Source organism: Streptococcus sp. SP8, from assembly GCF_030440045.1.
GTDB lineage: Bacteria > Bacillota > Bacilli > Lactobacillales > Streptococcaceae > Streptococcus > Streptococcus parasanguinis_I.
The window spans coordinates 41,369-62,762 of record NZ_JAQFJL010000011.1 but is presented as its reverse complement, the minus strand read 5'-3'; the positions used below and the strand labels follow the sequence as shown (position 1 = coordinate 62,762).

Genomic DNA, 21,394 nt, shown 5'->3' with positions numbered 1-21,394 from the left:
AGACGCAGTGGTTGAGTGGGCTCTACTACGCTGATTTCATCAGCTTTTACAGCCCTACTCAACTGTGCGGAGGTGGGACGACGAAATCGAATTCTAACGAATTACCGATTTCTGTCCCACTCTCACTCGGGAGTTTTGGAACTTCATAGAAGTTCGCTGACGTTCTTACTCACCTAAGGAAGGTTTTTTAGATTGTTTTATCCTCAATCTTTTTATTTTTTCATTATTTCTCAACACGTGATTTGTTGGCGACATCAGCTAGGATTTCTGCTACAAACTCATCATGTTTAAACATTAAAACGGTATCTACTTTCAGAGGAGATACCGATCTTTCTTCTTTGAATAAGGAATCTAAAATTTCTTCCTTTCTCTATCTTTTAAATTAATTGATTTCTTCAGAGAAAGACTGTAAATTTTTTGATATAATATCAAGGATGGATTGATAGATATTTAAAAGATAATGTTCAAAAGAATTACAAATGAAAATTAAGAATATGTCAAATTGGACATACGTCTCTCTACCATCATCCATGCAGAAACAAGATTATATGAAATAAAAGGAGTAACCAATGTCCGGAAACTATTCAACACGTGAATTCCGCGAGAAACTATATGATGACCTTCATGTTCGATTAAGAGATACAGTGATTTTGATGTGTTCGATTTTTATTGCCTCTATAGGTCTAAATATGAATTCAACAGCTGTCATTATTGGAGCCATGCTGATTTCCCCTCTTATGACACCGATTATTGGACTGGGGTTTGGTTTAGCTATTTTTGATACGCGTTTAATCAAGCAATCTCTAGGGGTTTTATTTACTCAAGTATTGGTCAGTTTGCTTGTCTCGACTCTATATTTCTGGATTTCTCCCTTATCTTATGCAAGTAGCGAATTGATTGCACGAACCTCTCCAACCATTTGGGATGTTCTCATTGCTATTGCGGGTGGGATAGCAGGTGTCATTGGTTCAAGAAAAAAAGAAGCAAACAATATCGTGCCAGGAGTAGCCATTGCAACAGCTCTGATGCCACCTATCTGCACTGCAGGCTATGGTTTAACTAATGGAAATGTACGATTTTTATTTGGGGCTCTCTATCTTTTCTTGATCAACTGTGTCTTTATCATGCTAATCAATATTGTTGGAACAAGAATTATGATGAGAAAATCTCCTTTAAGTTCATTTAAAGAGCTAAACATTAAAATGAGAATTGGGCTGATATCCTTGATTGTATTATTGGTTCTTCCAGCCAGCTATTCAGCAGTCACTCTGACGATGGATCAAGCACGAAAAGAAGGGATTAAACAGTTTGTAGGCAAAGAGTTCTCTAATCATACGATCATTAATCAAGTCTACAAGTCAAGTAGCAATGAATTGGTCTTGACAGTTGTTGGAGATCCGATTTCAGAAGAAGAATTAGAAACCATTCGCCAAAAACAAGACTCTTACGGTATTCAATCTGTTCAATTGAAAGTCAATCAAGTCCATAATTCGACAAAATTAGATAGTGAGACGACCAAGGAATTTTACGAAAACATTGACAAGTATATCGATCAAAAACTCTCTGAAAAAGATTCACAAAACGATCTCGTAAAAGAAAATGAAGCAGACAAGGATTGAGGATAGTCAACTTATCTAACTCATGGAAGCAAATCTTGGGAGGATATCCTATATCCAAAAGTTCATGGATAGAAAGGATTGTTGATGGGGATACTATTTGTAGTGGTTTGACCGATCACTACTAGCTCAGGTTAAACAAAATAGAAAAAGCAACAACTGAAATAGTTGTTGCTTTTTCTTACTAAAAATATTTATCAGACTGTGATCGTTTTATTTCTCAACACGAGATTTATTTGCAATATCTGCAAGAATCAATTTTACAAATGCATCTACCGGCATGGTTTCTGTTTCTTTTTGACCATAACGGCGAACGTTTACAGCCTGCTCTTCCATTTCCTTGTCCCCAACGATTAATTGGTAAGGAATTTTTTGAGTTTGAGAAGCACGAATCTTGAACTGCATTTTCTCATTGCGTTCATCTACATCAGCACGGACACCACGGTCACGAAGTTTCTTAGCTACTTCCCAAGCGTAGTCCACGTGTTTTTCGTTCGATACTGGGATGAGGGTTACTTGGTGTGGCGCAAGCCAGGTTGGGAAAGCTCCCTTGTAGTTTTCAATCAAGATCGCAGTAAAGCGTTCCATAGTTGAAATAACCCCACGGTGGATCATAACTGGACGGTGTTCTTCCCCGTCTGCTCCAATGTAATGAAGATCAAAGCGTTCTGGAAGCAAGAAGTCCAGTTGGATCGTTGAAAGAGTTTCTTCTTTACCAAGAGCTGTTTTCACTTGGATATCCAATTTTGGTCCGTAGAAGGCTGCTTCCCCTTCAGCTTCATAGTACTCAACACCCATATCATCAACGGCTGCTTTCAACATACGTTGAGCATTTTCCCACATTTCATCGTTGTCAAAGTATTTGTGTTTGTCTTCAGGATCACGGTAAGACAAGCGGAAACGATAATCTGTCAAGTTAAAATCTTCATACACATCGATGATCAATTGAAGGATCTTCTTGAATTCTTCCTCGATTTGTTCTGGAGCCACAAAGGTATGACCATCATTCAGAGACATTTCACGCACACGTTGAAGTCCTGTAAGGGCACCAGATTTTTCATAACGGTGCATCATACCGATTTCAGCGATACGGATTGGCAATTCGCGGTAAGAGTGCACATGGTGTTTGTAAACTTCGATATGGTGAGGACAGTTCATTGGACGAAGAACAAACTCTTCTCCATCCCCCATATCCATTGGTGGGAACATGTCTTCACGGTAGTGATCCCAGTGACCTGAAGTCTTATAAAGTTCTACAGAAGCAATTGGTGGAGTGTAGACGTGTTGGTAGCCTGCTGCGACTTCTTTATCAACGATATAGCGTTCCAACTCACGACGGATGGTCGCACCATTTGGCAACCAAAATGGAAGACCTTGACCAACTTCTTGAGAAATCATGAACAAATCCAGCTCTTTCCCAAGTTTACGGTGGTCACGCTCTTTAGCTTCTTCACGCATTTGAAGGTAGTTCTTCAAATCTTTCTTGTCGAACCAAGCGGTACCGTAAATCCGTTGCATCATAGCGTTATCGCTATTTCCACGCCAGTAAGCACCTGCCACATTCAAAAGGTGGAAGATTTGGATGCGGCCTGTTGATGGAACGTGTGGGCCACGGCAGAGATCCACGTATTCACCTTGACGGTAGATCGTCAAACCACCTTCGTCTTCAGAGTGTTCTTCGATCAATTCCAATTTGTATGGATCATTTTTGAAGATTTCACGCGCTTCATCTTTAGTCACTTCTTCACGAATAGATGGGAAGTTTTCTTTAACGATTTTCTTCATTTCTTCTTCGATACGAGGAAGGTCTTCGTTAGAGATTTGACCAGCTTGGTTGTCTGTATCGTAGTAGAAACCATCTTCGATGGCTGGACCGACACCCAAGTGGATATCTGGGAAGAGGCGACGAGCTGCTTGAGCGAACAAGTGAGCCGCTGAGTGACGCAAGATTGGAAGAGCATCTTCGTGATCAGGTGTCACGATTTCAATGCTTCCGTCTTCAGTGATAGCACGAGTTGTGTCAATCAATTTGCCGTTGAATTTACCAGCAAGAGCTTTTTTTGCTAAGGAATTGCTGATTGATTGGGCAATTTCAAAAGTAGTAACGCCAGATTCGAATTCACGAACAGCGCCATCTGGGAAAGTAATTTGAATCATGATTTTCTCCTTATAAAGTTTTTAGTAGCTAAATGGGTGGGAGGTGTCTTTGAACATTGGAATCATCTCTTCTTTAGATTTCTTCATTAAGAAATCAAAAAAGCGACCTCCTCGAAAGGACGTCGCAACGTGGTTCCACCTTCATTTATGTTCCTCAAAAAAGAGGGACACCTCTGATTGGCTCTAACGTAGCCACCGTTTTATGTTTGCATAAAAGAATCACGAGTAGTCCCAAACCTATCCTCTACGCGATTTCCAGCCCCACGCGCTCTCTATCAGATTTCCTAGATTTGATATGTCTCTGTCAGTTATTATAGCACGATTGAAAAATTTTGCAAGAAAAAATTTCATTTTCAATCAAAGAAATGCGTGATTTTACGGATTTTCTTCACTTGTTTGACCGAAGCCTTCATCATCTTCACAGATCCATTGACCGGAAGAGCAATCACCTTGGTCGGGATTTTCACAATGGTCTTAGACATCCGCTTAACCCGGCTTTGCTCAGGATTCAAATCATTTGAAAAGTCTTTAGAGATGATTTTATCCAGGTAAAATTCGTAGACCCGACGGCCAAAGGTTGCTGCAGAAATATCATCAATCTTTTCTGCCCACTTGGTCTCATCAATTGCAGGCATCTCGTCAATCGCTTCAAGAATCGCTTGTGCCAGATCGCTCTCCTCATAAAAGAGCTTTCCAAACATAGGGTCATCAATCACATGATCGAGATAAGGATTGCCATGAGCGATAATCGGAGTACCACTTGCAATACTCTCTAAATAGGTCAACCCTTGCGTCTCACTCGTTGAAGCTGAAATAAAGAAGTCAGCCGCCTTATAGTAAAGAGCTGTCTCATTTGGTGGGATCATCCCTGTAAAGACAACCGCATCTGAAATCCCCAGTTTCGCCGCTTGTTTTTTCAAATCATCCAAATAAGGACCATCTCCAGCAACGATCAACTTAACTTTTGGATTGACCTTGAGGACATCAGGAAGAGCCGCAATAACAGCCTGAATATTCTTTTCATAAGAAACCCGCGACAGGCTCAATAAGAGCGTTTCATCTTCTGCGACTTCATATTTTTCACGAAGAGCAGCTGTCTCTGTCGGAGTGATTTCCGGCCGGTCAAACTTAGCCAAATCAATCCCTGTCGGAATAATACGTTTTTCTGCCTTGACCTTGTACTTTTGAAGTAAGTCATAGACGATCTCACTTGGACAGATCACGCCATCCAGATCATTCATATAACTTCTGACAATGTATTTGACCATACTTGGGCGAATGACCATGCCTCTTGCAATATAGCGGACATAGTCCTCATACTGGGTATGGTAGGTATGAATGACTGGAATCCGCAACTCGCGTCCAATCCACACTCCCAAAAGGCCCAGTGAAAACTCAGTCTGGGTATGGATAATATCCAGCTGGTATTGCTTGGCAATGGCAAGCGCCTTTGAGAAGCCACGATAAGCAACGCGGCGGTCCTTAAAGGCGAAGAAAGGCACACTTGGAATCCGAATGATCTGCCAATCTTCATAGCGGTTGACATCTTTATCCGTTGTCGTAAAGATAAAGACCGTGTGACCCAATTTTTCTAATTCTGTTTTGAGCGTCCGAATGCTGGTCGCCACTCCCGAAACTTGCGGGAAATAGGTATCTGTAAATAATCCTACACGCATCTTACATCTCCAAAACTGTTTGATAGGCTTCGACCAATTGATAAGCCACTAAGTCAATCGAACGACTTTCAGCAACCTTGTAGCCCGCCTCCCGCTTGTCTACTTGTCCGTTCAAGACCTTGTTCAAGGAATCCACAAATTCATCAACATTATGGCACAATTCAGAGGACGTCTCGTCGATCCAGCCATTGTATACTGGAATATCCCGCAAGACCGTGTGCTGATGACTGGCCAAGGCTTCCAAAACAACGATTCCTTCTGTTTCTTCATAAGATGGGAAGAAGAAAGCATCTGAACCCGTCATAGCCCCTTGGAAGACCGCTCCCTTGAAGTAGCCAGGGAATTCCACATTACTCGGATGATCCTTTTCCACGATACGACGAATCTTACGCGGAATGATCCATTTGTTGATAGAACCTAGCCAAATAAAGCGAACATCCGGCATGCGACGGGCCACTTCTACGAAATCTTCAATCCCTTTGCGTTTAAAATAAAGCCCTGCACAGATGACAACCTTTTGGCCTTCTTGGATATTAAAATGCTTTCGAAAGACCTCTTCTTTTTTCGGATCCTTCTTGTATTTTTCCAAATCAATTCCATTGGAGACCGCGATAATCGGTGTGGTCACCCCATAAGACTGAATCAGGTGTTTAGAATATTCAGATGGCGTGATCACATAGTCTGCCTTTTGGTACATGTGAGCCAAATACTTTCCAAACAAGGGCGCAAAAAAGTTAGACCCGATAAAGGAATTTTCAAAATCCTCACGGGTTGAATGGCCATGCATGATGACTTTCTTTCCACGACGCTTTGCTGCATGGAGCAAAAGGAAACTCCGTGGGCCATAGGTATTGATATGCACCACATCATAATCTCCTAAAATATCTGTCGTATACGGAATCCCAGCCAAATCAAGCGCATGCATTTGATGCTGCAAGGCTCGACCAATTCCTGATTTTTGTAATACAGATTTTCCTTCTAAATACAGTAAAACTTTCATACCTTCTATTATACCGAAATAAAGAGTGCCCAGCAAGTCTCTACCTGTTTGCAGTATAAAAAAGAGGCTAGAACAGTTCTGTTCTAACCTCTCAGACTAGTAGACACGTCTTCCCAAGTCGAGACTCTAGTCAACTAATCCTTATTTTTTGGTCGTTCCACGTTGGTTGATCGTATGAGACAACAGTACTTCGCGTTCTTCCAACTCTTCTTTATGCATGATCTTGGTCAACATGCGCATACTGATCGCACCAAGGTCATACAAAGGTTGGCCAATCGTTGATAGATTTGGACGTGTGTAACGAGTTACTTGTGAATCATCACTAGTAATGATTTCAAAGTCTTCTGGTACTTTGATACCGTGATCAGACAAGCCGTTCAAGAGACCTGCAGCCAATTCATCCCCTGTCACAAAGGCAGCTGTTGCTTTAGACGCAATGATGCGTTCTGCCAAGTTGTAACCTTCATCATAACGGTACTTGGATTCAAAGACAAGTCCTTCGCTGTAGCTCAATTTTTTCGCTTTCAAGGCATCTTTATAGCCAGCCAAACGGATTTTTCCATTGATATCATCCACCAATGGGCCACTTACAAAAGCAATTTTCTTGTTGTGTTTTGCCAATTGTGCAACAGCATCCACAGTCGCTTGCTTGTAGTCGATATTGACACTTGGTAATTGGTGTTCAACATCCACTGTCCCAGCAAGGACAACTGGCGTCCGAGAGCGTGAAAATTCTGAACGAATCTTTTCTGTCAAATGATAGCCCATGAAAATGATCCCATCCACTTGTTTTGAAAAGAGGTTGTTTACCACTGAAACTTCCTTGTCATCGTCTTCATCGCTATTTGCAAGAACGATGTTGTACTTGTACATTTCGGCAATGTCATCAATCCCTTTAGCCAAGGTAGAGAAATAGCTGTTGGTAATGTTTGGAATCACAACACCGACTGTTGTGGTTTTCTTACTGGCAAGACCACGCGCAACAGCATTTGGACGGTAATCCAAGCGTTCGATCACTTCTAAAACTTTTTTACGTGTATTTTCTTTAACGTTTTTATTTCCATTTACTACACGACTAACGGTTGCCATTGAAACCCCTGCTTCACGGGCGACATCATAAATTGTAACTGTATCGTCTGTATTCATAAGATTTCCTTTCATTGTTGAAAATTTCGTTTTCACTCTCTAATTAATCCTATTTTATCATGTATTGTAAACACTTTCAAGTATTTTGGTAAAATTTTGTAAACTCTTGCTTTTTTGGGGAAAATTTGACAAAATAGATCCATAGAAAGAAGGTAGCATTATGTCTAAATTAGATCAAATCGTCGATTTTCTTGAAACTGAAAAAACAGATGTCGCTGTTGTATCCGATCCTGTCACCATCAATTACCTGACTGGATTTTACAGTGATCCCCACGAACGTCAACTCTTCTTGTTCGTCTATACAGACCACGAACCCCTTCTCTTCGTTCCTGCACTTGAAGTGGAACGGGCGACTGCAGTTGTCGATTTCCAAGTAGTTGGCTATGTAGATTCTGAAAACCCTTGGGAAAAGATTAAAGGGGCTATCGCTAAACCAGATGCCAAAACTGTTGCACTTGAATATGATAACTTGATTCTGACCAAGTACAATGGATTGCGCACTGTCTTTGAAAAAGCGGAATTTACTAACTTAACACCACGGATTAACCGCATGCGCTTGATCAAATCTGCTGATGAGATCCAAAAGATGTTGGTGGCCGGTCAATACGCAGATAAGGCTGTCAATATGGGTTTTGACGCCATCTCACTGGATAAAACGGAAACTGATATCGTGGCAGAAATCGACTTTGGCATCAAACGCTTGGGCTATGAAATGAGCTTTGAAACTATGGTCTTGACGGGGAATAATGCAGCTAACCCACACGGAATTCCTGGAAGCAATAAAGTCGAAAACAATGCTCTCTTGCTCTTTGACCTTGGCTGTATGGTCAATGGTTATGCATCAGATATGACCCGTACCGTCGCGGTTGGAAAACCGGATGATTTCAAAAAAGAAATCTACCACTTGACGTTAGAAGCTCAACAAGCAGCCATCGATATGATCAAACCTGGTGTAACCGCACATGACGTTGACCGTGCTGCACGGAGCGTCATCGAAAAAGCTGGCTATGGTGAATACTTCAACCACCGCCTTGGACACGGTATCGGTATGGATGTGCATGAATTCCCTTCTATTATGGAAGGAAATGACCTGGTGCTTGAAGAAGGCATGTGCTTCTCAGTCGAACCTGGGATCTATATCCCAGGTAAAGTCGGAGTCCGTATCGAAGACTGCGGCTATGTCACAAAAGACGGCTTTGGACTCTTTACAGAAACCAGCAAAGACTTGCTTTACTTTGACTAATCCTTTTGTAGATCCAAGTCGCAGCAAACAGAATGTTTCGTCAATAAATATAAAAAATGAGGCTGGGACAAAAGTCCTAGCCTCTTAATTGTTTTTGGATTGTCGAACAAGACGCAGTGGTTGAGTAGTCTCTACTACGCTGATTTCATCAGCTTTTACAGCCTACTCAACTGTTCGGAGGTGGGACGACGAAATCGAATTCTAACGAATGACCGATTTCTGTCCCACTCTCTTTTTTCTTATGAAACCGATTCGAGGTCCATTCTTTTCTGCGCGTCTTCTACGACTTCTTTTAGGCTGGTTTGAGCCATCTCTTTTTCCATAGCAGTCTGAATGTCTTCGAGCTTCCCATCTAAGACATGATGGATATTGTGACCTATTGGGCAATTTGGATTGGGGTTTTCATGGAAACCAAATAATTGGCCTGTCGAACCTAAGCATTCGACCGCTTGATAGATATCCAGCAGACTGATCTCATCTGCTGCTTTAGCGAGTTCAGCTCCTCCTGTCCCACGCGCTACATGGATCAATCCCGCTTTCTTTAACTGAGACAAGGTCTTTCGAATAATGACCGGGTTCACCCCAACACTCTCAGCAATCATATCACTGGTCACCTTGGTACAGTCCCCTTTTAGGGCAATCATCACTAGTACATGGGTTCCAATGGTAAACCGACTCGAAATTTGCATGTCTTTTCTCCTTTCTGCCTGTTCTAAAAGTGACATCCATTGGACGATTGTCAACAGACGACTCTTACTACCCTTATTATACTAGTTTTTGTTGTAATGTCAACAGTTACACTATTGAAAAAAGTCCTCTAACCAAGCATCGATTTCTCGATCATGACCTTCTCTCTGCTCAATCTCATGAAGTAGCTCATGATCGTGGGTATGATGAATGCCATTGACCAAACTTTCATAATACACTTGATAATAAGGAAGATGGAGGTCTTTAGCAAGTTGGAGTTCTTTTTGCACATCATAATCCACCCGTCTAAAATCGATATCTTTTAGCCCCATTTGATCAAATTCAAGAATGGCATACATGGCCCGAAGATCCTTGCGAAGATTCTTTTCCAAAAAGAAAGGTTGACCGATCGACCCAGGATTGATGATCAGTTCTCCTCCTGTCCCGTAGCGAAAAAACTGCTGGTGAATGTGTCCGTAGACTGCAATATCACAAGACGGATTTGTCACCAAGCGATCAAAATCCTTCTGCTCACCAATGTGGATCAATTCCCGACCCCAATTCTTATCGGGTAAGTGGTGGGTAATGCCGATCTTTAAACCGGCGATTTCTCTATGGACCTGCATGGGCATTTCCTGCATGGCTTCAATTTCCTGAGGCGTGATTTCTTCAAGAATATATTGACACTGGCGCATAAGGTAGCGATGGCTTGATCTAGTCTCATCCAACATCCCCCTCATGGCGCGCCAAAGACTATCTTCCCAGTTTCCAAGGACTTTCACCGTAATAGGAAGCTCCTCTAACAGCTCCAAAAGGGCGCGTCTGCCTGTTCCAGGCATCAAACTATCACCCAAGAGCCAATATTCATCCACCTTGGCTTTTCGACTATCCTCAAGGACAGCTTCCAAAGCTGTCGTATTTCCATGAATATCTGAAAGTAAAGCAATTTTAGTCATGATCTTCTCCTTCTCTCCATTATAACAAAGCCTCAAAAATCTTTCAGCCTGAAACAACTATTTATAGGAAGTTCCTTTTTTTCTATTTATTTGATTTTCAAATGATTTTTCACTAAAAAGGGCAAGAAACCTCTCATTATCATGAACTATTATATATTTTATGCTATAATGGAGACAAATTGATTTATTCTTAGAAAGAAGGCTCATCATGAGTTTACAACAGTTTGAAAGGAAATCACTTCAAGAAATCAACCAATCTATTGACGTACCAAAAGGCATCCCTTTTTGGAAGACCCTCCTGCTCTTTTCAGGACCAGGAAGTCTAGTAGCTGTCGGCTATATGGATCCGGGAAACTGGATTACTAGTGTCGTCGGAGGGGCCCAATACCGTTACCTACTCTTATCAGTGGTTCTTCTCTCCTCTTTAATCGCCATGCAGTTGCAACAAATGGCTGGTAAACTAGGAATTGTCCATCGTAAGGACCTGGCCCAAACAACCGCCCATCACTTGCCAAAATGGCTTCGCTATACCCTTTGGATTGTGATCGAGCTTGCCCTGATGGCGACAGATTTAGCAGAAGTCATCGGATCAGGGATTGCCCTCCACCTTCTTTTTGGCTGGCCCTTGCTTTTTTCCATTCTGATCACCATCTTTGATGTCTTCCTCTTATTGGGGCTCATGCATCTAGGATTTCGAAAGATCGAGGCCATCGTTTCAACCTTGATCCTCACGATCCTTGCAATTTTCGGCTATCTGGTTTTCCTATCGAAACCAGATATCGGGGGAATCTTTGCTGGATTCCTGCCTCAAAAAGAAGTACTGGGAATTGGGCTTCCAAAAGGAAATGAAGCCTTGACCTTGGCACTTGGAATCATCGGGGCAACGGTAATGCCCCACAACCTCTACCTCCACTCTTCCATTTCGCAAACGCGAAAAGTTGATTATAAGGATCCAGCAGATATCAAACGGGCAGTGCGCTTTATGACCTGGGATTCAAATATTGAATTGAGTTTGGCTTTCGTCGTCAACTCCCTCCTCTTGATTCTTGGAGCGGCCCTCTTCTTCGGGCACGGAGATAAGATTGGTGCTTTCTCTAGCATGTACAATGCCCTCAAGGATAACCATATTGCTGGTGCCATCGCAAGTCCTTTCTTGTCCACTCTCTTTGCCATCGCTTTGTTAGCTAGTGGTCAAAATTCAACCATTACTGGGACCCTAACCGGTCAAATCGTTATGGAAGGTTTCTTGAGATTCCGCCTGCCACAATGGGTCGTTCGTCTCATGACTCGGATCATTGCCCTTCTTCCTGTCATCATCGTTGCGATCTTATTTGGAGATCAGGAACATGTCCTCGACGACCTTCTAGTCTACTCTCAAGTCTTCCTATCAGCGGCTCTTCCATTCTCCATCTTCCCTCTGGTTTATTTCACCTCCAACAAGGAAATCATGGGAGAACATGTTAATGCGAAATGGAATACTTTCTTAGGCTATCTCGTTGCGATTGTCTTAACTATCTTAAATTTCAATTTGATCGTGACGACTTTTATCAAATAAAGAGAGAGTGGGACAGAAATCGGTAATTCGTTAGAATTCGTTTTCGTCGTCCCACCTCCGCACAGTTGAGTAGGGCTGTATAAGCTGATGAAATCAACGTAGTAGAGCCCACTCAACCACTGCGTCTTGCTCGACAATCCAAAAATAATTGAGAGGCTAGGACTTTTGTCCCAGCCTCTTTTGGTTTATTACACTCCCTTTTCCATCTTGCTCCTCCATTTCCTAAAAATTTCCTGACCATTTTTTTAGGAGGGAATTATTTTAAATCACTAATTATTGTGAGATTTTCACAAAATCTTGTCAGTGCCCGTCACTCATAAACTTTTAAAATTTTTGTACATTTTTCGTTATCTGTACAAAAATGAGAATTGTTGTCTAATTTATTCTTTTGGAGTATAATGCTCTTTGTTAGTGTCGTGAAATTATTTAACCTATAAATTATTTTAACGTCAAATAAATAAGAATAAATTTATACAACTACAGAAAGGAACATATGGTACGCCAAAGACAAACAACAACCAAGTCAGACTTACGAAATGCGCTCTCAAAACTCCTCTTGCAACAACCTTTTGAAAGCATCACTATTCGACAATTAACTGAAACCGCTGGGATTAACCGCGGGACCTTCTACTTGCACTATGTCGATAAATACGACATGTTTGAGCAAATGAAAATGGACATGATGCAAGAATTGGATAGCCTCTTCGTTGAAGGAAGCCCTGTCAAGGTGAACTTTCTCAATGTCTTGACTGCTATTAAAGAGAATTATGATTTTATTTATGCGTTGTCCCAATCCTGCTGCTCGGACTTCCGTAAATTGGTAAGAAGTTTTACCCTCCATGCACTAGACGATACTCCCCATGCGAAAGAACACATCATTTCAGACTTTCAAGTTCCATACAAGTATGGGCTAGAAATTTTCATCGCTACGATTGAATCTGTAATTGTGACCTGGTTAGAATCCGGTGCCAAGGAAGAGCCAATCGAAATCGGGACGATCATTCTCAGCGTCTGCGACTTTGCTAACTGGAACTAAATTCCCCAACCTTCTCCTACCTTTATGGAGAAGGTTTTTCTTTTTGGCAAATAAACAACATTCAGATCACCTTGTCCAACTTGTTTGTAGAAAGCAAAAAGGCAGGATCCTAACATCCTACTTTTAGAATGTAGACAAATTACTTTAAAGTAAAATAAGTTAAGCGATTTTGCAAAAAAAAATAAAAATGAGTTCCAATTTTTAAATCGATTCAAGAAAATACCGAAACTTTCCGCTGTGAGAAAAGTGCCTGAAACAATAACATTTCAGGCACTCGGGAGTTTTGAGACCCTAGGCTCAAAACTAAGTCTTGGAACTTCTTGGATTGCTGAAATCATCCACTGGATAATTTCACCTAACGTCCGTACTCACCTAAGGAAGGTTTTTTAAATGACTTTGTCTTCAATCTGAAGGCAGGATCTTAACATCCTGCTTTTTCTTTATTTTTCTTTGCCAACATGGTTGCAAATCGAAGTTGAATCCGATGGCCATTTTCATCTCGACGATGGAGATGGCCTGGATTTTCATTGTACTTGACCAATTCCCAATCCTTGTAATACTCCGCCAATTCTCCTTCTTTAAAGGTGAACGAGAAGGGCATCTGGCAAGGATAATCTTCCGTATCCATGGCACAGACAATGAGATTGTAACCACCTGGATTGGTATGCTCTTGCATATTGCGGATAATCGCTGGAATCCGATCAGCCTCTAAAAACATGAGGACCACAGTCGATATGATGAAGTCATAGTTTTGGGTAAGAGCTGCAGCATTGATATCATAGAGTCCCACTGGCATCTCTAGATCTTCCTCAGCGACAATACTTTGTAAGATCTCAAGAGCCAGTTCATTTTGATCCACCGCTGTTACGTCAAAGCCATGTTGGGCCAAAAAGAGGGCGTTTCGACCTTGCCCGCATCCTAGATCCAGCGCCTTTCCAGCTGGGACAATTCCCACTGCTTCTAGCACTTCTGAATGGACAGGATTGGTATTGTATTTTTTGGGGAAATAGTCTTTTGGCTCACAGTAAAATTCCAAGTACCACTCCACATCGTCCGTCGCTACTTCCACACGGTGCCAGGCCTGGGGCTCAGCCATGGGGTTCTCTGCTCCTGCTTCAAATAGGTGGCTCGCGATTTCTTCCCCCTCTTCGGTCAATTCAATAAATCGTAACTGACCTTTTAAAACTGTAATCTTCCCCCAGGTTCCTACCTTGGTATTGTGCTTTCTTTGAAGAGCTTCTGGCATGCTATCCTTAGTCCAGATAGGCATGCGTTTGTAGGCGATCAATTTTTGTGTCATGCTGCTTCTCCTTTTTCTTTCACTACCCTTATCATACAGAAAAAAGCCCCTTTTTACAAGTTGGAAAAAGGAGAGCCCATCTCCAAGAAAAAAGACAGATCTGAAACAAGTTTCAAAACTGTCTTTTTCTTTAACGTGTATTGTATTGTTTCATGACCCGTGCGATGTCCCGGTTTTGTTCCCGACGCTTGATGGATTCACGCTTGTCATAATCATGTTTCCCTTTAGCGAGCCCCAAAAGCAATTTGGCATAGCCGTCCTTGAGATAGACCTTCAAAGGCACCAAGGTCATTCCGGTCCCTTTGGTGTCTTGGTCCAGATTTTGGATTTGCTTTTTATGAAGAAGGAGCTTGCGACGACGGTCTGGATCTTGGTTCCAGATATTGCCTTCCTCATAAGGGGCAATGTGGACATTGCTAAGCCAAACTTCGCCATTTTTTACTTGTGCAAAGCCATCTTTCAAGTTAATGCGTGCCGCACGGACACTTTTGATCTCTGTCCCCGTCAGCACCATCCCTGCTTCAATCGTATCCACGATGGTGTAGTCATGTCTCGCCTTTTTATTTTGCGCGACTACCTTTCCTTCGCCCTTTGCCATGTTTGGCTCCTTTCTTTGCTACTTCCTTGTAAAATGGTTTCTTCCCTTTTTTCTTTTTGGATTTAGAGGAAGAATCTTTCCGCTTGTCATCTTTTCTAGCGGTTGATCCCTTAGAAACTTTTTTGTCCTTGCGTCTGCGATCTCTACGATTGCCATCTCGGTCACGTCCTTTAGACTTGAGACCTTTTTCGACGACATCCCATTCACTTGGAATATAAGAGAAATCAATCTCTCCTGTCATCTTGTCGGCTCTTTCTACCTTGATCCGGATTTGCTGACCGACACGGAAGGTCACTCCTGATTTTTCTCCGCGAAGGGTTAGATCCCGTTCGTTAAAATGGTAGAATTCAGGAAGATTAGTAATATGGATCAAACCTTCAACCGTATTGGGCAACTCCACAAAGAGGCCAAATTTTACCACACTGGAAACCACGGCATCGTATTCTTCACCAACATAGTCTTCCATGTATTCAGCCTTCTTCATGGCTTCTACTTCGCGCTCGGCATCAATAGCCCGGCGTTCCCGACTAGAGGATTGGCTGGCAATGTCTGGAAGGACTTGTTCAAAGTGTTCAGCCACTTCTTGGGATTTTCCATATTCGCGCACCATTCGATGAACCATCAGGTCCGGATACCGACGGATGGGACTGGTAAAGTGGGTATAAAACTCAGCAGCAAGCCCATAGTGGCCATGGTTGTGCTCTGAGTAGCGGGCCTGTTGCATCGAGCGCAACAACATCATTGAGAGAACGTCTGCATAGGGTTCTCCTTCGACCTTGCGCATAATTTCTTGTAGGGCTTCTTGACTCATCTCACTAGCCGTTCCGTAGATTTGGATCCCAAAGCTGGAAGCATAATCGATAAACTTCTGTACTTTTTCTGCCTTTGGATCTTCATGGATCCGGTAGATGAACGGCAGTTTCAGTCGCGTAAAGTGCTCCGCCACCGTTTCATTGGCAATCAACATAAAGGACTCAATCATCCGCTCCGCAATTCCTCTTTGACGGAGGACGATATCAACTGGTTTTCCTTCTTTATTGACTAGGATTTTAGCCTCATTGGTATCAAAATTGAGGGCTCCTCGGCGAATCCGCATGCTTTCTAGAATACCATGCAGGGTGGCCATTTGATGAATACTTGGGACAATTTTCTTAAACTCTTGAGCCTTTTCTTCGTCGCCTGCTAAGATATCATTGACGTCACTATAGGTCATTCGGAAGGTCGTATTGATCACTGTTTGGGTAATGGTGTGCTTGACTACCTTGCCATGAGGATCAATCTCCATGATGGCAGACTGGGTCAAGCGGTCCACATTTGGATTTAAAGAACAGATCCCATTAGAGAGACGCTCTGGTAACATGGGTACTACTCGGTCAGTCACATAGACAGAAGTTGCACGATTTAGAGCTTCCTTATCAAGTGCTGAGCCTTCTGTAACGTAATAAGAGACATCTGCGATGTGAACCCCCAGCTCAAAATTGCCGTTCTTGAGCGGCTTGATATGGACCGCATCGTCCAAGTCTTTGGCATCCGCTCCGTCGATCGTAAAGGTAATCTCCTCTCGCAGATCCAACCGCCCCTCTAAATCCTTTGCAGACGGTGCATCTGGAACCTGCTCAGCCTCTTTCAGCACTTCTTCTGGAAATTCTGAGACAATGTCCATGGATTCTAACACTTCCAAGACATCGATTCCTGGATCTGTCACATGACCGACCACATCCCGCACAGTCGCCACAAAATAATTGTGTTTGCGGCTCGGGTATTGATCAATTTCGACTTTGAGGATTTCGGTCCCTTCCAATTGGATGGCTGGCTTCTTCACATAGATCAGCTGGCTGATTTTTTGATTTTTCGAACGAATGTAGCCGGCATATTTGGGCTTTTCCTCATCCAGAACAATTTGTCCAACAACCGTTTTGACGCTATGATCCAAGACATCAATAATCTTAGCTTCTGCTGCCGTTCCTTTGTTTCGGTCTGCTACCTTGGTAATGACGATCTCAACAGTATCCCCATCGATGGCGTGGTTGACATCATTTCGACCAACAAAGAGGTCCTCTTCTTCGCCTTCTAAACTGACAAAGCCAAAGCCATTTTTATGGGCATGAAAGAGCCCCTTGAGGGTAATGGCTGGGGCCTTCTTTTGAGCCAAACGAAGAGAGCCATCATCCTCGAATTTCAACTCATGACGGCGTTCCATCAGAGAGATGGTTTTGACCAAGTCACGAAAATCCTTAGATCCTTCTTTTCCTAGAGCTGCTGCCAGATCATTGATCTGGGCTTTGTCATGCTCTTGTAAATATTCTTTTATATCTGTTTTCATTAATTTTTTGCTGGTTATCCAGCCTCCTTTTTTCTATCTAATTTTATAATCATCGTTTTGCAAAATAAAAATAGGCAAAGACATTGTCTGAGCCTATCTTATCTACTAGAAAGTACCATTAAGATCATCGCGATCAATAACCAAAAGAAGATCATAATAGCTGTTAAACGCTGCATCACGGCTTCAAACCCGCGCGCTTTTGAACGTTCAAACAAGTCATTTGAGCTTGCGTCAAAGACGTTGCTCGATTGGTTTTTTGTTGGTTGCATAAAAATTGCGATAATAATCAATACTGATAATACTAGTAAAATAGTTGTTAATGCTCCGCTCATATTCAAAACTCCTTAAAATCCTCACTATTATACCATGAAAATCATTTTGATTCAATATGTAAGGTTACTTTTCTTTCCTTGGGACAATACTTCAAGACCTCGATCTTTTCAGGATGGGTTTTGGTATTTTTACTGGTCAAATAATTCTGACTCCCACAGCTGGTGCAGGTCAATTGAACTTTAATTCGCACGTACGTCTCTCACTTTCAAATACTTTCTAAATAAGAATAAGAGGAACATCAAATCGGTAAAGGCCAAAAGGGCTGTACCGTAAAATACCCAATGATAGCCAAAATGCATGAAAATACTCGATCCCATCATTGGCCCTAATACACCACCTAAGTAATAAAAGAGCTGGTTGTAGCTAAAGATCCGAGAAATCCCTTCAGGAGGGGTTAAACGATTCAATAATGCAGAAACTCCAGGTAGTAGGGCTCCTGTCCCGATCCCAAAGAGGAAGCGTAAAATCCCTAATTGAAGGGGTGATTGCGCTTGGGCACAAAGGATATAGAGACAGCCACTATAAAGAAGGGCGATTAATAAGAGCCGGTGATTCCCGATTCGGTCTCCGAGTTTTCCCATCCAACCTGAAAAGAGCATACTAGAGACTCCCATAGCTGAAACAATCATCCCCGATACAAAGATCAGGTTATCTCTTTGTCCCAAAGCTCGCACATAAAGAGGCAGGATCGGAGAAATAGATTGGGCGATCATTTGAATGGTCATGCTGGTCAAAAAGAGTCCCAAGAGGATATCTTTTTGCTGAATAGACATGAGCAACTGCCAACTGGATTTTTGTTCTTCTTTTGGAAGGGGCTCATACTCTTCCTCAATACCCCAGAAGGTTAAGAGGGAAACCAAAAATAAAAAGAAGCCGACCAAGAGAAAGACATTGCGCATTCCTAGATTTTCAGCAATGAGTCCTCCAATCAAAGGCCCCATCAAGGTTCCAGCCACGACACCGGTCGACAAGGTCCCTAGGGCATAGCCGGATTGGTCCTTGGGAACTTGACTGGCAATCAAGGCTGTACTATTAGGGACAAAGCCTGAAAAGACCCCATTGAGCAAGCGAAGGACCAAGAGCCAAAAGACAGAAGGGACAAAGGCAATGCCTCCCATGGTCAGCGTCATGGCAATGGAAGCTCTAAGCATCATAGGTTTTCGACCATAGCGGTCGGCTAAGCTCCCCCAGATGGGAGACATGATCGCAGAAGTCACAGAAGAACTCGCGACGGCAATCCCAGCATAAAGGGGAACAGCCTTGCCCGTAACACCCAACTCTTCCACAAAGAGGGCCATAAAAGGGACGACTAAAGAAAGGCTGGCTCCGATGAAAAAGCACCCGATCCAGGCAATATATAGATTTTTACGCCAATTGATTTCTCTTGTGATAAAATCATCTTCTTTCTAATTGTTTTAGGGCTGCATCTAATTGGACATAGAGGGCCGTTAGATCGCCATTATTGTCTAAGACCAGATCTGCATGGACTCTTTTTTCATCTAGCGGCATTTGAGACGCGATGCGTTCTTGGGCCTGCAGTTCTGATAAGTGGTTGCGTTCCATCAAGCGTTTGAGCTGGGTTTCTTTTGATACAGCTACCAACCAGACAGATTCAAACCACTCGTCATAGTGCTGCTCGATTAAGAGAGGAATATCCATAAAAAAGAGATCGGATTGTGCAGCTTGTCTGTCTCTTACCTCAGCTAGAGCCTCACGAATAAGCCTTCCTTGGACGCGATTGGACCAGTCTCTTTCACTAGGGGCTGAAAAGATCCGCTGACCCAAAGCGACGCGATCCAACTCTCCTTCTTTGGTAAGGATCTCTCTACCAAAATGATCCACTAGGACACGGTAGAGGGCTCCTCCTGGTGCCTGCAAACCATGAACCACTTGATCCGCATCAATGACAGGATACCCTTTTTCTCTCAGATAGGAGGTCACAGTGGACTTTCCTGAAGCAATCCCTCCTGTTAATCCGATGATTCTTGCCATCTAGTTCTCCTTTTGACAGTGCGGGCAAAAATGGGTTCCGCGTCCCCCCAGCTGGATTTTCTCGATCGGTGTCCCGCAGTGCAAACAAGGCTGGCCTGTTTTCCCATAGACCTGGTGCTCTTCCTGCATGGTACCATCCTCTCCGAAGGCATTGCTGTAGGAGCGAATGGTGGAGCCACCCTTTTCAACAGCTTGAGCAAGCACAGCAATCGTTTCTTTGCGAACGGCTTTGGCTTCTCTAGCAGTCAAGCTTTGACCCAAACGGGCTGGATGAACCTTGGCTCGATAAAGAACCTCATCCACATAAATATTGCCCAAACCAGCTACTAATTTTTGGTCTAAAAGAGCTGATTTAATGGGTTTCTTTGATTTTTTAAGAGCTGCTTGGAAGGCTGGTGCTTTAAAATCCGCTTCCGTCGGCTCTGGACCAATTTTTTTCGCCAAAAAATAGCTGTCGACAAGCTCAGGTATGAGGACTTCCATGGTCCCAAACTTGCGGACATCTTCATAGACCAGGGTGCTACCATCTGTAAAATGAAAGAAGACATGGGCATGCTTGCGAAGAGGAACCTCGTCTGGATAAAAGAAATACTTGCCTTCCATCCGCAAATGCGAGATGAGGACCAGATCCGTCAGATAAAATAAAAGGTATTTCCCACGGCGCCCCATGACCCGAATTTCTTGGCCTGGGAGATCTTGACGAAAAGTATCCAGATCCGTCTGAATCATCTTTGGATACTTTACTTCCACGGACTGGATGATTTTCCCAAGAATTAATTTCTCAAGACCGCGTCGAACCGTCTCTACTTCTGGTAATTCAGGCATAGCTTCTCCTTCTCTAAAAACAAGAAGCAGGCTTCTGCCCACCTCTTCTTAATATTCTTTTTCGTTGTATCCGAAATCAGCTAGGTCTAATTTCTTATCCCGCCAATTTTTCTTGACCTTGACCCAGGTTTCTAGGAAGACTTTGTCCCCTAGCATGAGCTCGATATCCTTACGCGCAAGGGTTCCAATCTTCTTGAGCATGGCGCCACCTTTTCCGATGACAATGCCTTTTTGGCTATCGCGCTCGACCATGATGGTTGCACGGATATGAACCTTATCTGTCTCCTCATCCCGCTTCATAGAATCCACTACTACTGCCACAGAGTGGGGAATTTCTTCCCGCGTCAAGTGCAAGACCTTTTCACGGATCATTTCAGAGACCAAGAAGCGCTCTGGGTGGTCAGTGATTTGGTCAGCAGGGAAATATTGAAAACCTTCTTCTAAGTTTTCACTTAAAATATCAATCAAACGCGAAACATTGTTTCCTTGAAGGGCTGAAATCGGCACGATTTCCTTGAAATCCATCTGACTACGGAAGTCATCGATTTGCGCCAAGAGTTGGTCAGGGTGCACCTTGTCGATCTTGTTGACCACCAGAATAACCGGCACCTTAGCAGCCTTGAGGCGCTCGATGATCATGTCATCGCCCTTCCCACGTGGCTCATCTGCTGGCACCATAAAGAGAACGGTATCGACTTCTCGAAGGGTGCTATAGGCCGACTCCACCATGAAGTCTCCAAGCGCTGTCTTGGGTTTGTGAATCCCTGGGGTATCGATAAAGACGATCTGTTCCTTATCGGTCGTGTAGATTCCCATAATCTTGTTGCGCGTTGTCTGCGCCTTGTCACTCATGATGGCAATTTTTTGCCCCATGACGTGGTTCAAAAAAGTTGACTTCCCAACATTGGGACGTCCTAAAATGGCTACAAAGCCTGATTTAAATGTCATATT

At 43.0% G+C, this 21,394-nt stretch carries 19 protein-coding genes; 4 read left to right on the top strand and 15 right to left on the bottom strand.

Annotation, left to right across the window (positions count from 1 at the left end):
* Positions 1-569: 569 nt before the first annotated feature.
* On the top strand, positions 570-1,619 hold the full coding sequence (locus PCY11_RS07990) for a DUF389 domain-containing protein (protein WP_070845994.1): 1,050 nt from the start codon (positions 570-572) through the stop codon (positions 1,617-1,619).
* Between the two features lie 210 nt (positions 1,620-1,829).
* Here PCY11_RS07990 and thrS read toward each other — a convergent pair whose 3' ends face one another.
* The 4 genes from thrS to ccpA form a co-directional block, all read right to left on the bottom strand.
* Positions 1,830-3,773 (bottom strand): threonine--tRNA ligase, encoded by a 1,944-nt coding sequence (gene thrS, locus PCY11_RS07985; protein WP_070845992.1) that lies wholly within the window; start codon positions 3,771-3,773, stop codon positions 1,830-1,832.
* 353 nt (positions 3,774-4,126) lie between these two features.
* Positions 4,127-5,449 (bottom strand): glycosyltransferase family 4 protein, encoded by a 1,323-nt coding sequence (locus tag PCY11_RS07980; RefSeq protein WP_049485662.1) that lies wholly within the window; start codon positions 5,447-5,449, stop codon positions 4,127-4,129.
* Position 5,450: 1 nt separating this feature from the next.
* Complete coding sequence (locus tag PCY11_RS07975) at positions 5,451-6,449, bottom strand: glycosyltransferase family 4 protein (RefSeq protein ID WP_003008161.1); 999 nt, start codon at positions 6,447-6,449, stop codon at positions 5,451-5,453.
* A gap of 141 nt (positions 6,450-6,590) precedes the next feature.
* Entirely contained in the window at positions 6,591-7,595 is a 1,005-nt protein-coding gene (gene ccpA / locus PCY11_RS07970) for a catabolite control protein A (RefSeq protein ID WP_247923867.1), read from the bottom strand.
* 160 nt (positions 7,596-7,755) lie between these two features.
* On the opposite strand from ccpA, the gene PCY11_RS07965 reads away from it, so the two are divergent.
* A complete protein-coding gene (locus PCY11_RS07965) occupies positions 7,756-8,838 on the top strand; it encodes a Xaa-Pro peptidase family protein (protein WP_024055142.1) in 1,083 nt (360 codons plus the stop codon).
* Between the two features lie 239 nt (positions 8,839-9,077).
* Here the strand turns inward: PCY11_RS07965 and PCY11_RS07960 are convergent, their stop codons facing one another.
* Both PCY11_RS07960 and PCY11_RS07955 read right to left on the bottom strand, forming a co-directional pair.
* Positions 9,078-9,527, bottom strand: coding sequence for an Rrf2 family transcriptional regulator (locus PCY11_RS07960; protein WP_045759708.1), 450 nt, complete (start codon positions 9,525-9,527; stop codon positions 9,078-9,080).
* Positions 9,528-9,638: 111 nt separating this feature from the next.
* Positions 9,639-10,481, bottom strand: coding sequence for a metallophosphoesterase (locus PCY11_RS07955; protein WP_049474334.1), 843 nt, complete (start codon positions 10,479-10,481; stop codon positions 9,639-9,641).
* Positions 10,482-10,689: 208 nt separating this feature from the next.
* On the opposite strand from PCY11_RS07955, the gene PCY11_RS07950 reads away from it, so the two are divergent.
* Entirely contained in the window at positions 10,690-12,036 is a 1,347-nt protein-coding gene (locus tag PCY11_RS07950) for an Nramp family divalent metal transporter (RefSeq protein WP_003013089.1), read from the top strand.
* 493 nt (positions 12,037-12,529) lie between these two features.
* Entirely contained in the window at positions 12,530-13,072 is a 543-nt protein-coding gene (locus PCY11_RS07945; RefSeq protein WP_070845988.1) for a TetR/AcrR family transcriptional regulator, read from the top strand.
* 421 nt (positions 13,073-13,493) lie between these two features.
* Here the strand turns inward: PCY11_RS07945 and tehB are convergent, their stop codons facing one another.
* The 9 genes from tehB to era all read right to left on the bottom strand — a co-directional run bounded on the left by tehB (position 13,494) and on the right by era (position 21,391).
* Complete coding sequence (gene tehB, locus PCY11_RS07940) at positions 13,494-14,372, bottom strand: SAM-dependent methyltransferase TehB (protein WP_070845986.1); 879 nt, start codon at positions 14,370-14,372, stop codon at positions 13,494-13,496.
* Positions 14,373-14,502: 130 nt separating this feature from the next.
* Positions 14,503-14,970 (bottom strand): SsrA-binding protein SmpB, encoded by a 468-nt coding sequence (smpB, locus tag PCY11_RS07935; RefSeq protein ID WP_301362667.1) that lies wholly within the window; start codon positions 14,968-14,970, stop codon positions 14,503-14,505.
* Positions 14,933-17,293, bottom strand: a complete 2,361-nt coding sequence (gene rnr, locus PCY11_RS07930) for a ribonuclease R (RefSeq protein WP_070845984.1) — start codon at positions 17,291-17,293, stop codon at positions 14,933-14,935. The genes smpB and rnr overlap by 38 nt, the downstream gene beginning before the upstream one ends.
* 98 nt (positions 17,294-17,391) lie before the next feature.
* Positions 17,392-17,625 (bottom strand): preprotein translocase subunit SecG, encoded by a 234-nt coding sequence (gene secG / locus PCY11_RS07925; RefSeq protein WP_003008189.1) that lies wholly within the window; start codon positions 17,623-17,625, stop codon positions 17,392-17,394.
* A gap of 41 nt (positions 17,626-17,666) precedes the next feature.
* Positions 17,667-17,816, bottom strand: a complete 150-nt coding sequence (gene rpmG / locus PCY11_RS07920; protein ID WP_003005699.1) for a 50S ribosomal protein L33 — start codon at positions 17,814-17,816, stop codon at positions 17,667-17,669.
* The gene (locus PCY11_RS07915; RefSeq protein ID WP_301362668.1) at positions 17,806-19,005 is read right to left on the bottom strand and encodes a multidrug efflux MFS transporter; all 1,200 of its coding nucleotides are present in this window, start codon (positions 19,003-19,005) and stop codon (positions 17,806-17,808) included. Before PCY11_RS07915 ends, rpmG begins: the two co-directional genes overlap by 11 nt.
* Positions 19,006-19,021: 16 nt before the next feature.
* Complete coding sequence (gene coaE / locus PCY11_RS07910) at positions 19,022-19,618, bottom strand: dephospho-CoA kinase (RefSeq protein ID WP_301362666.1); 597 nt, start codon at positions 19,616-19,618, stop codon at positions 19,022-19,024.
* Positions 19,619-20,443 (bottom strand): DNA-formamidopyrimidine glycosylase, encoded by an 825-nt coding sequence (mutM, locus tag PCY11_RS07905; protein WP_301362665.1) that lies wholly within the window; start codon positions 20,441-20,443, stop codon positions 19,619-19,621.
* A gap of 48 nt (positions 20,444-20,491) precedes the next feature.
* A complete protein-coding gene (era, locus tag PCY11_RS07900) occupies positions 20,492-21,391 on the bottom strand; it encodes a GTPase Era (protein ID WP_003004993.1) in 900 nt (299 codons plus the stop codon).
* Between the last annotated feature and the right edge of the window lie 3 nt (positions 21,392-21,394).

Coding starts and splice junctions, on each gene's coding strand:
- PCY11_RS07990 (WP_070845994.1), top strand. CDS start 570: ATGTCCGGAAACTATTCAACACGTGAATTCCGCGAGAAACTATATGAT.
- thrS (WP_070845992.1), bottom strand. CDS start 3,773: ATGATTCAAATTACTTTCCCAGATGGCGCTGTTCGTGAATTCGAATCT.
- PCY11_RS07980 (WP_049485662.1), bottom strand. CDS start 5,449: ATGCGTGTAGGATTATTTACAGATACCTATTTCCCGCAAGTTTCGGGA.
- PCY11_RS07975 (WP_003008161.1), bottom strand. CDS start 6,449: ATGAAAGTTTTACTGTATTTAGAAGGAAAATCTGTATTACAAAAATCA.
- ccpA (WP_247923867.1), bottom strand. CDS start 7,595: ATGAATACAGACGATACAGTTACAATTTATGATGTCGCCCGTGAAGCA.
- PCY11_RS07965 (WP_024055142.1), top strand. CDS start 7,756: ATGTCTAAATTAGATCAAATCGTCGATTTTCTTGAAACTGAAAAAACA.
- PCY11_RS07960 (WP_045759708.1), bottom strand. CDS start 9,527: ATGCAAATTTCGAGTCGGTTTACCATTGGAACCCATGTACTAGTGATG.
- PCY11_RS07955 (WP_049474334.1), bottom strand. CDS start 10,481: ATGACTAAAATTGCTTTACTTTCAGATATTCATGGAAATACGACAGCT.
- PCY11_RS07950 (WP_003013089.1), top strand. CDS start 10,690: ATGAGTTTACAACAGTTTGAAAGGAAATCACTTCAAGAAATCAACCAA.
- PCY11_RS07945 (WP_070845988.1), top strand. CDS start 12,530: ATGGTACGCCAAAGACAAACAACAACCAAGTCAGACTTACGAAATGCG.
- tehB (WP_070845986.1), bottom strand. CDS start 14,372: ATGACACAAAAATTGATCGCCTACAAACGCATGCCTATCTGGACTAAG.
- smpB (WP_301362667.1), bottom strand. CDS start 14,970: ATGGCAAAGGGCGAAGGAAAGGTAGTCGCGCAAAATAAAAAGGCGAGA.
- rnr (WP_070845984.1), bottom strand. CDS start 17,293: ATGAAAACAGATATAAAAGAATATTTACAAGAGCATGACAAAGCCCAG.
- secG (WP_003008189.1), bottom strand. CDS start 17,625: ATGAGCGGAGCATTAACAACTATTTTACTAGTATTATCAGTATTGATT.
- coaE (WP_301362666.1), bottom strand. CDS start 19,618: ATGGCAAGAATCATCGGATTAACAGGAGGGATTGCTTCAGGAAAGTCC.
- mutM (WP_301362665.1), bottom strand. CDS start 20,443: ATGCCTGAATTACCAGAAGTAGAGACGGTTCGACGCGGTCTTGAGAAA.
- era (WP_003004993.1), bottom strand. CDS start 21,391: ATGACATTTAAATCAGGCTTTGTAGCCATTTTAGGACGTCCCAATGTT.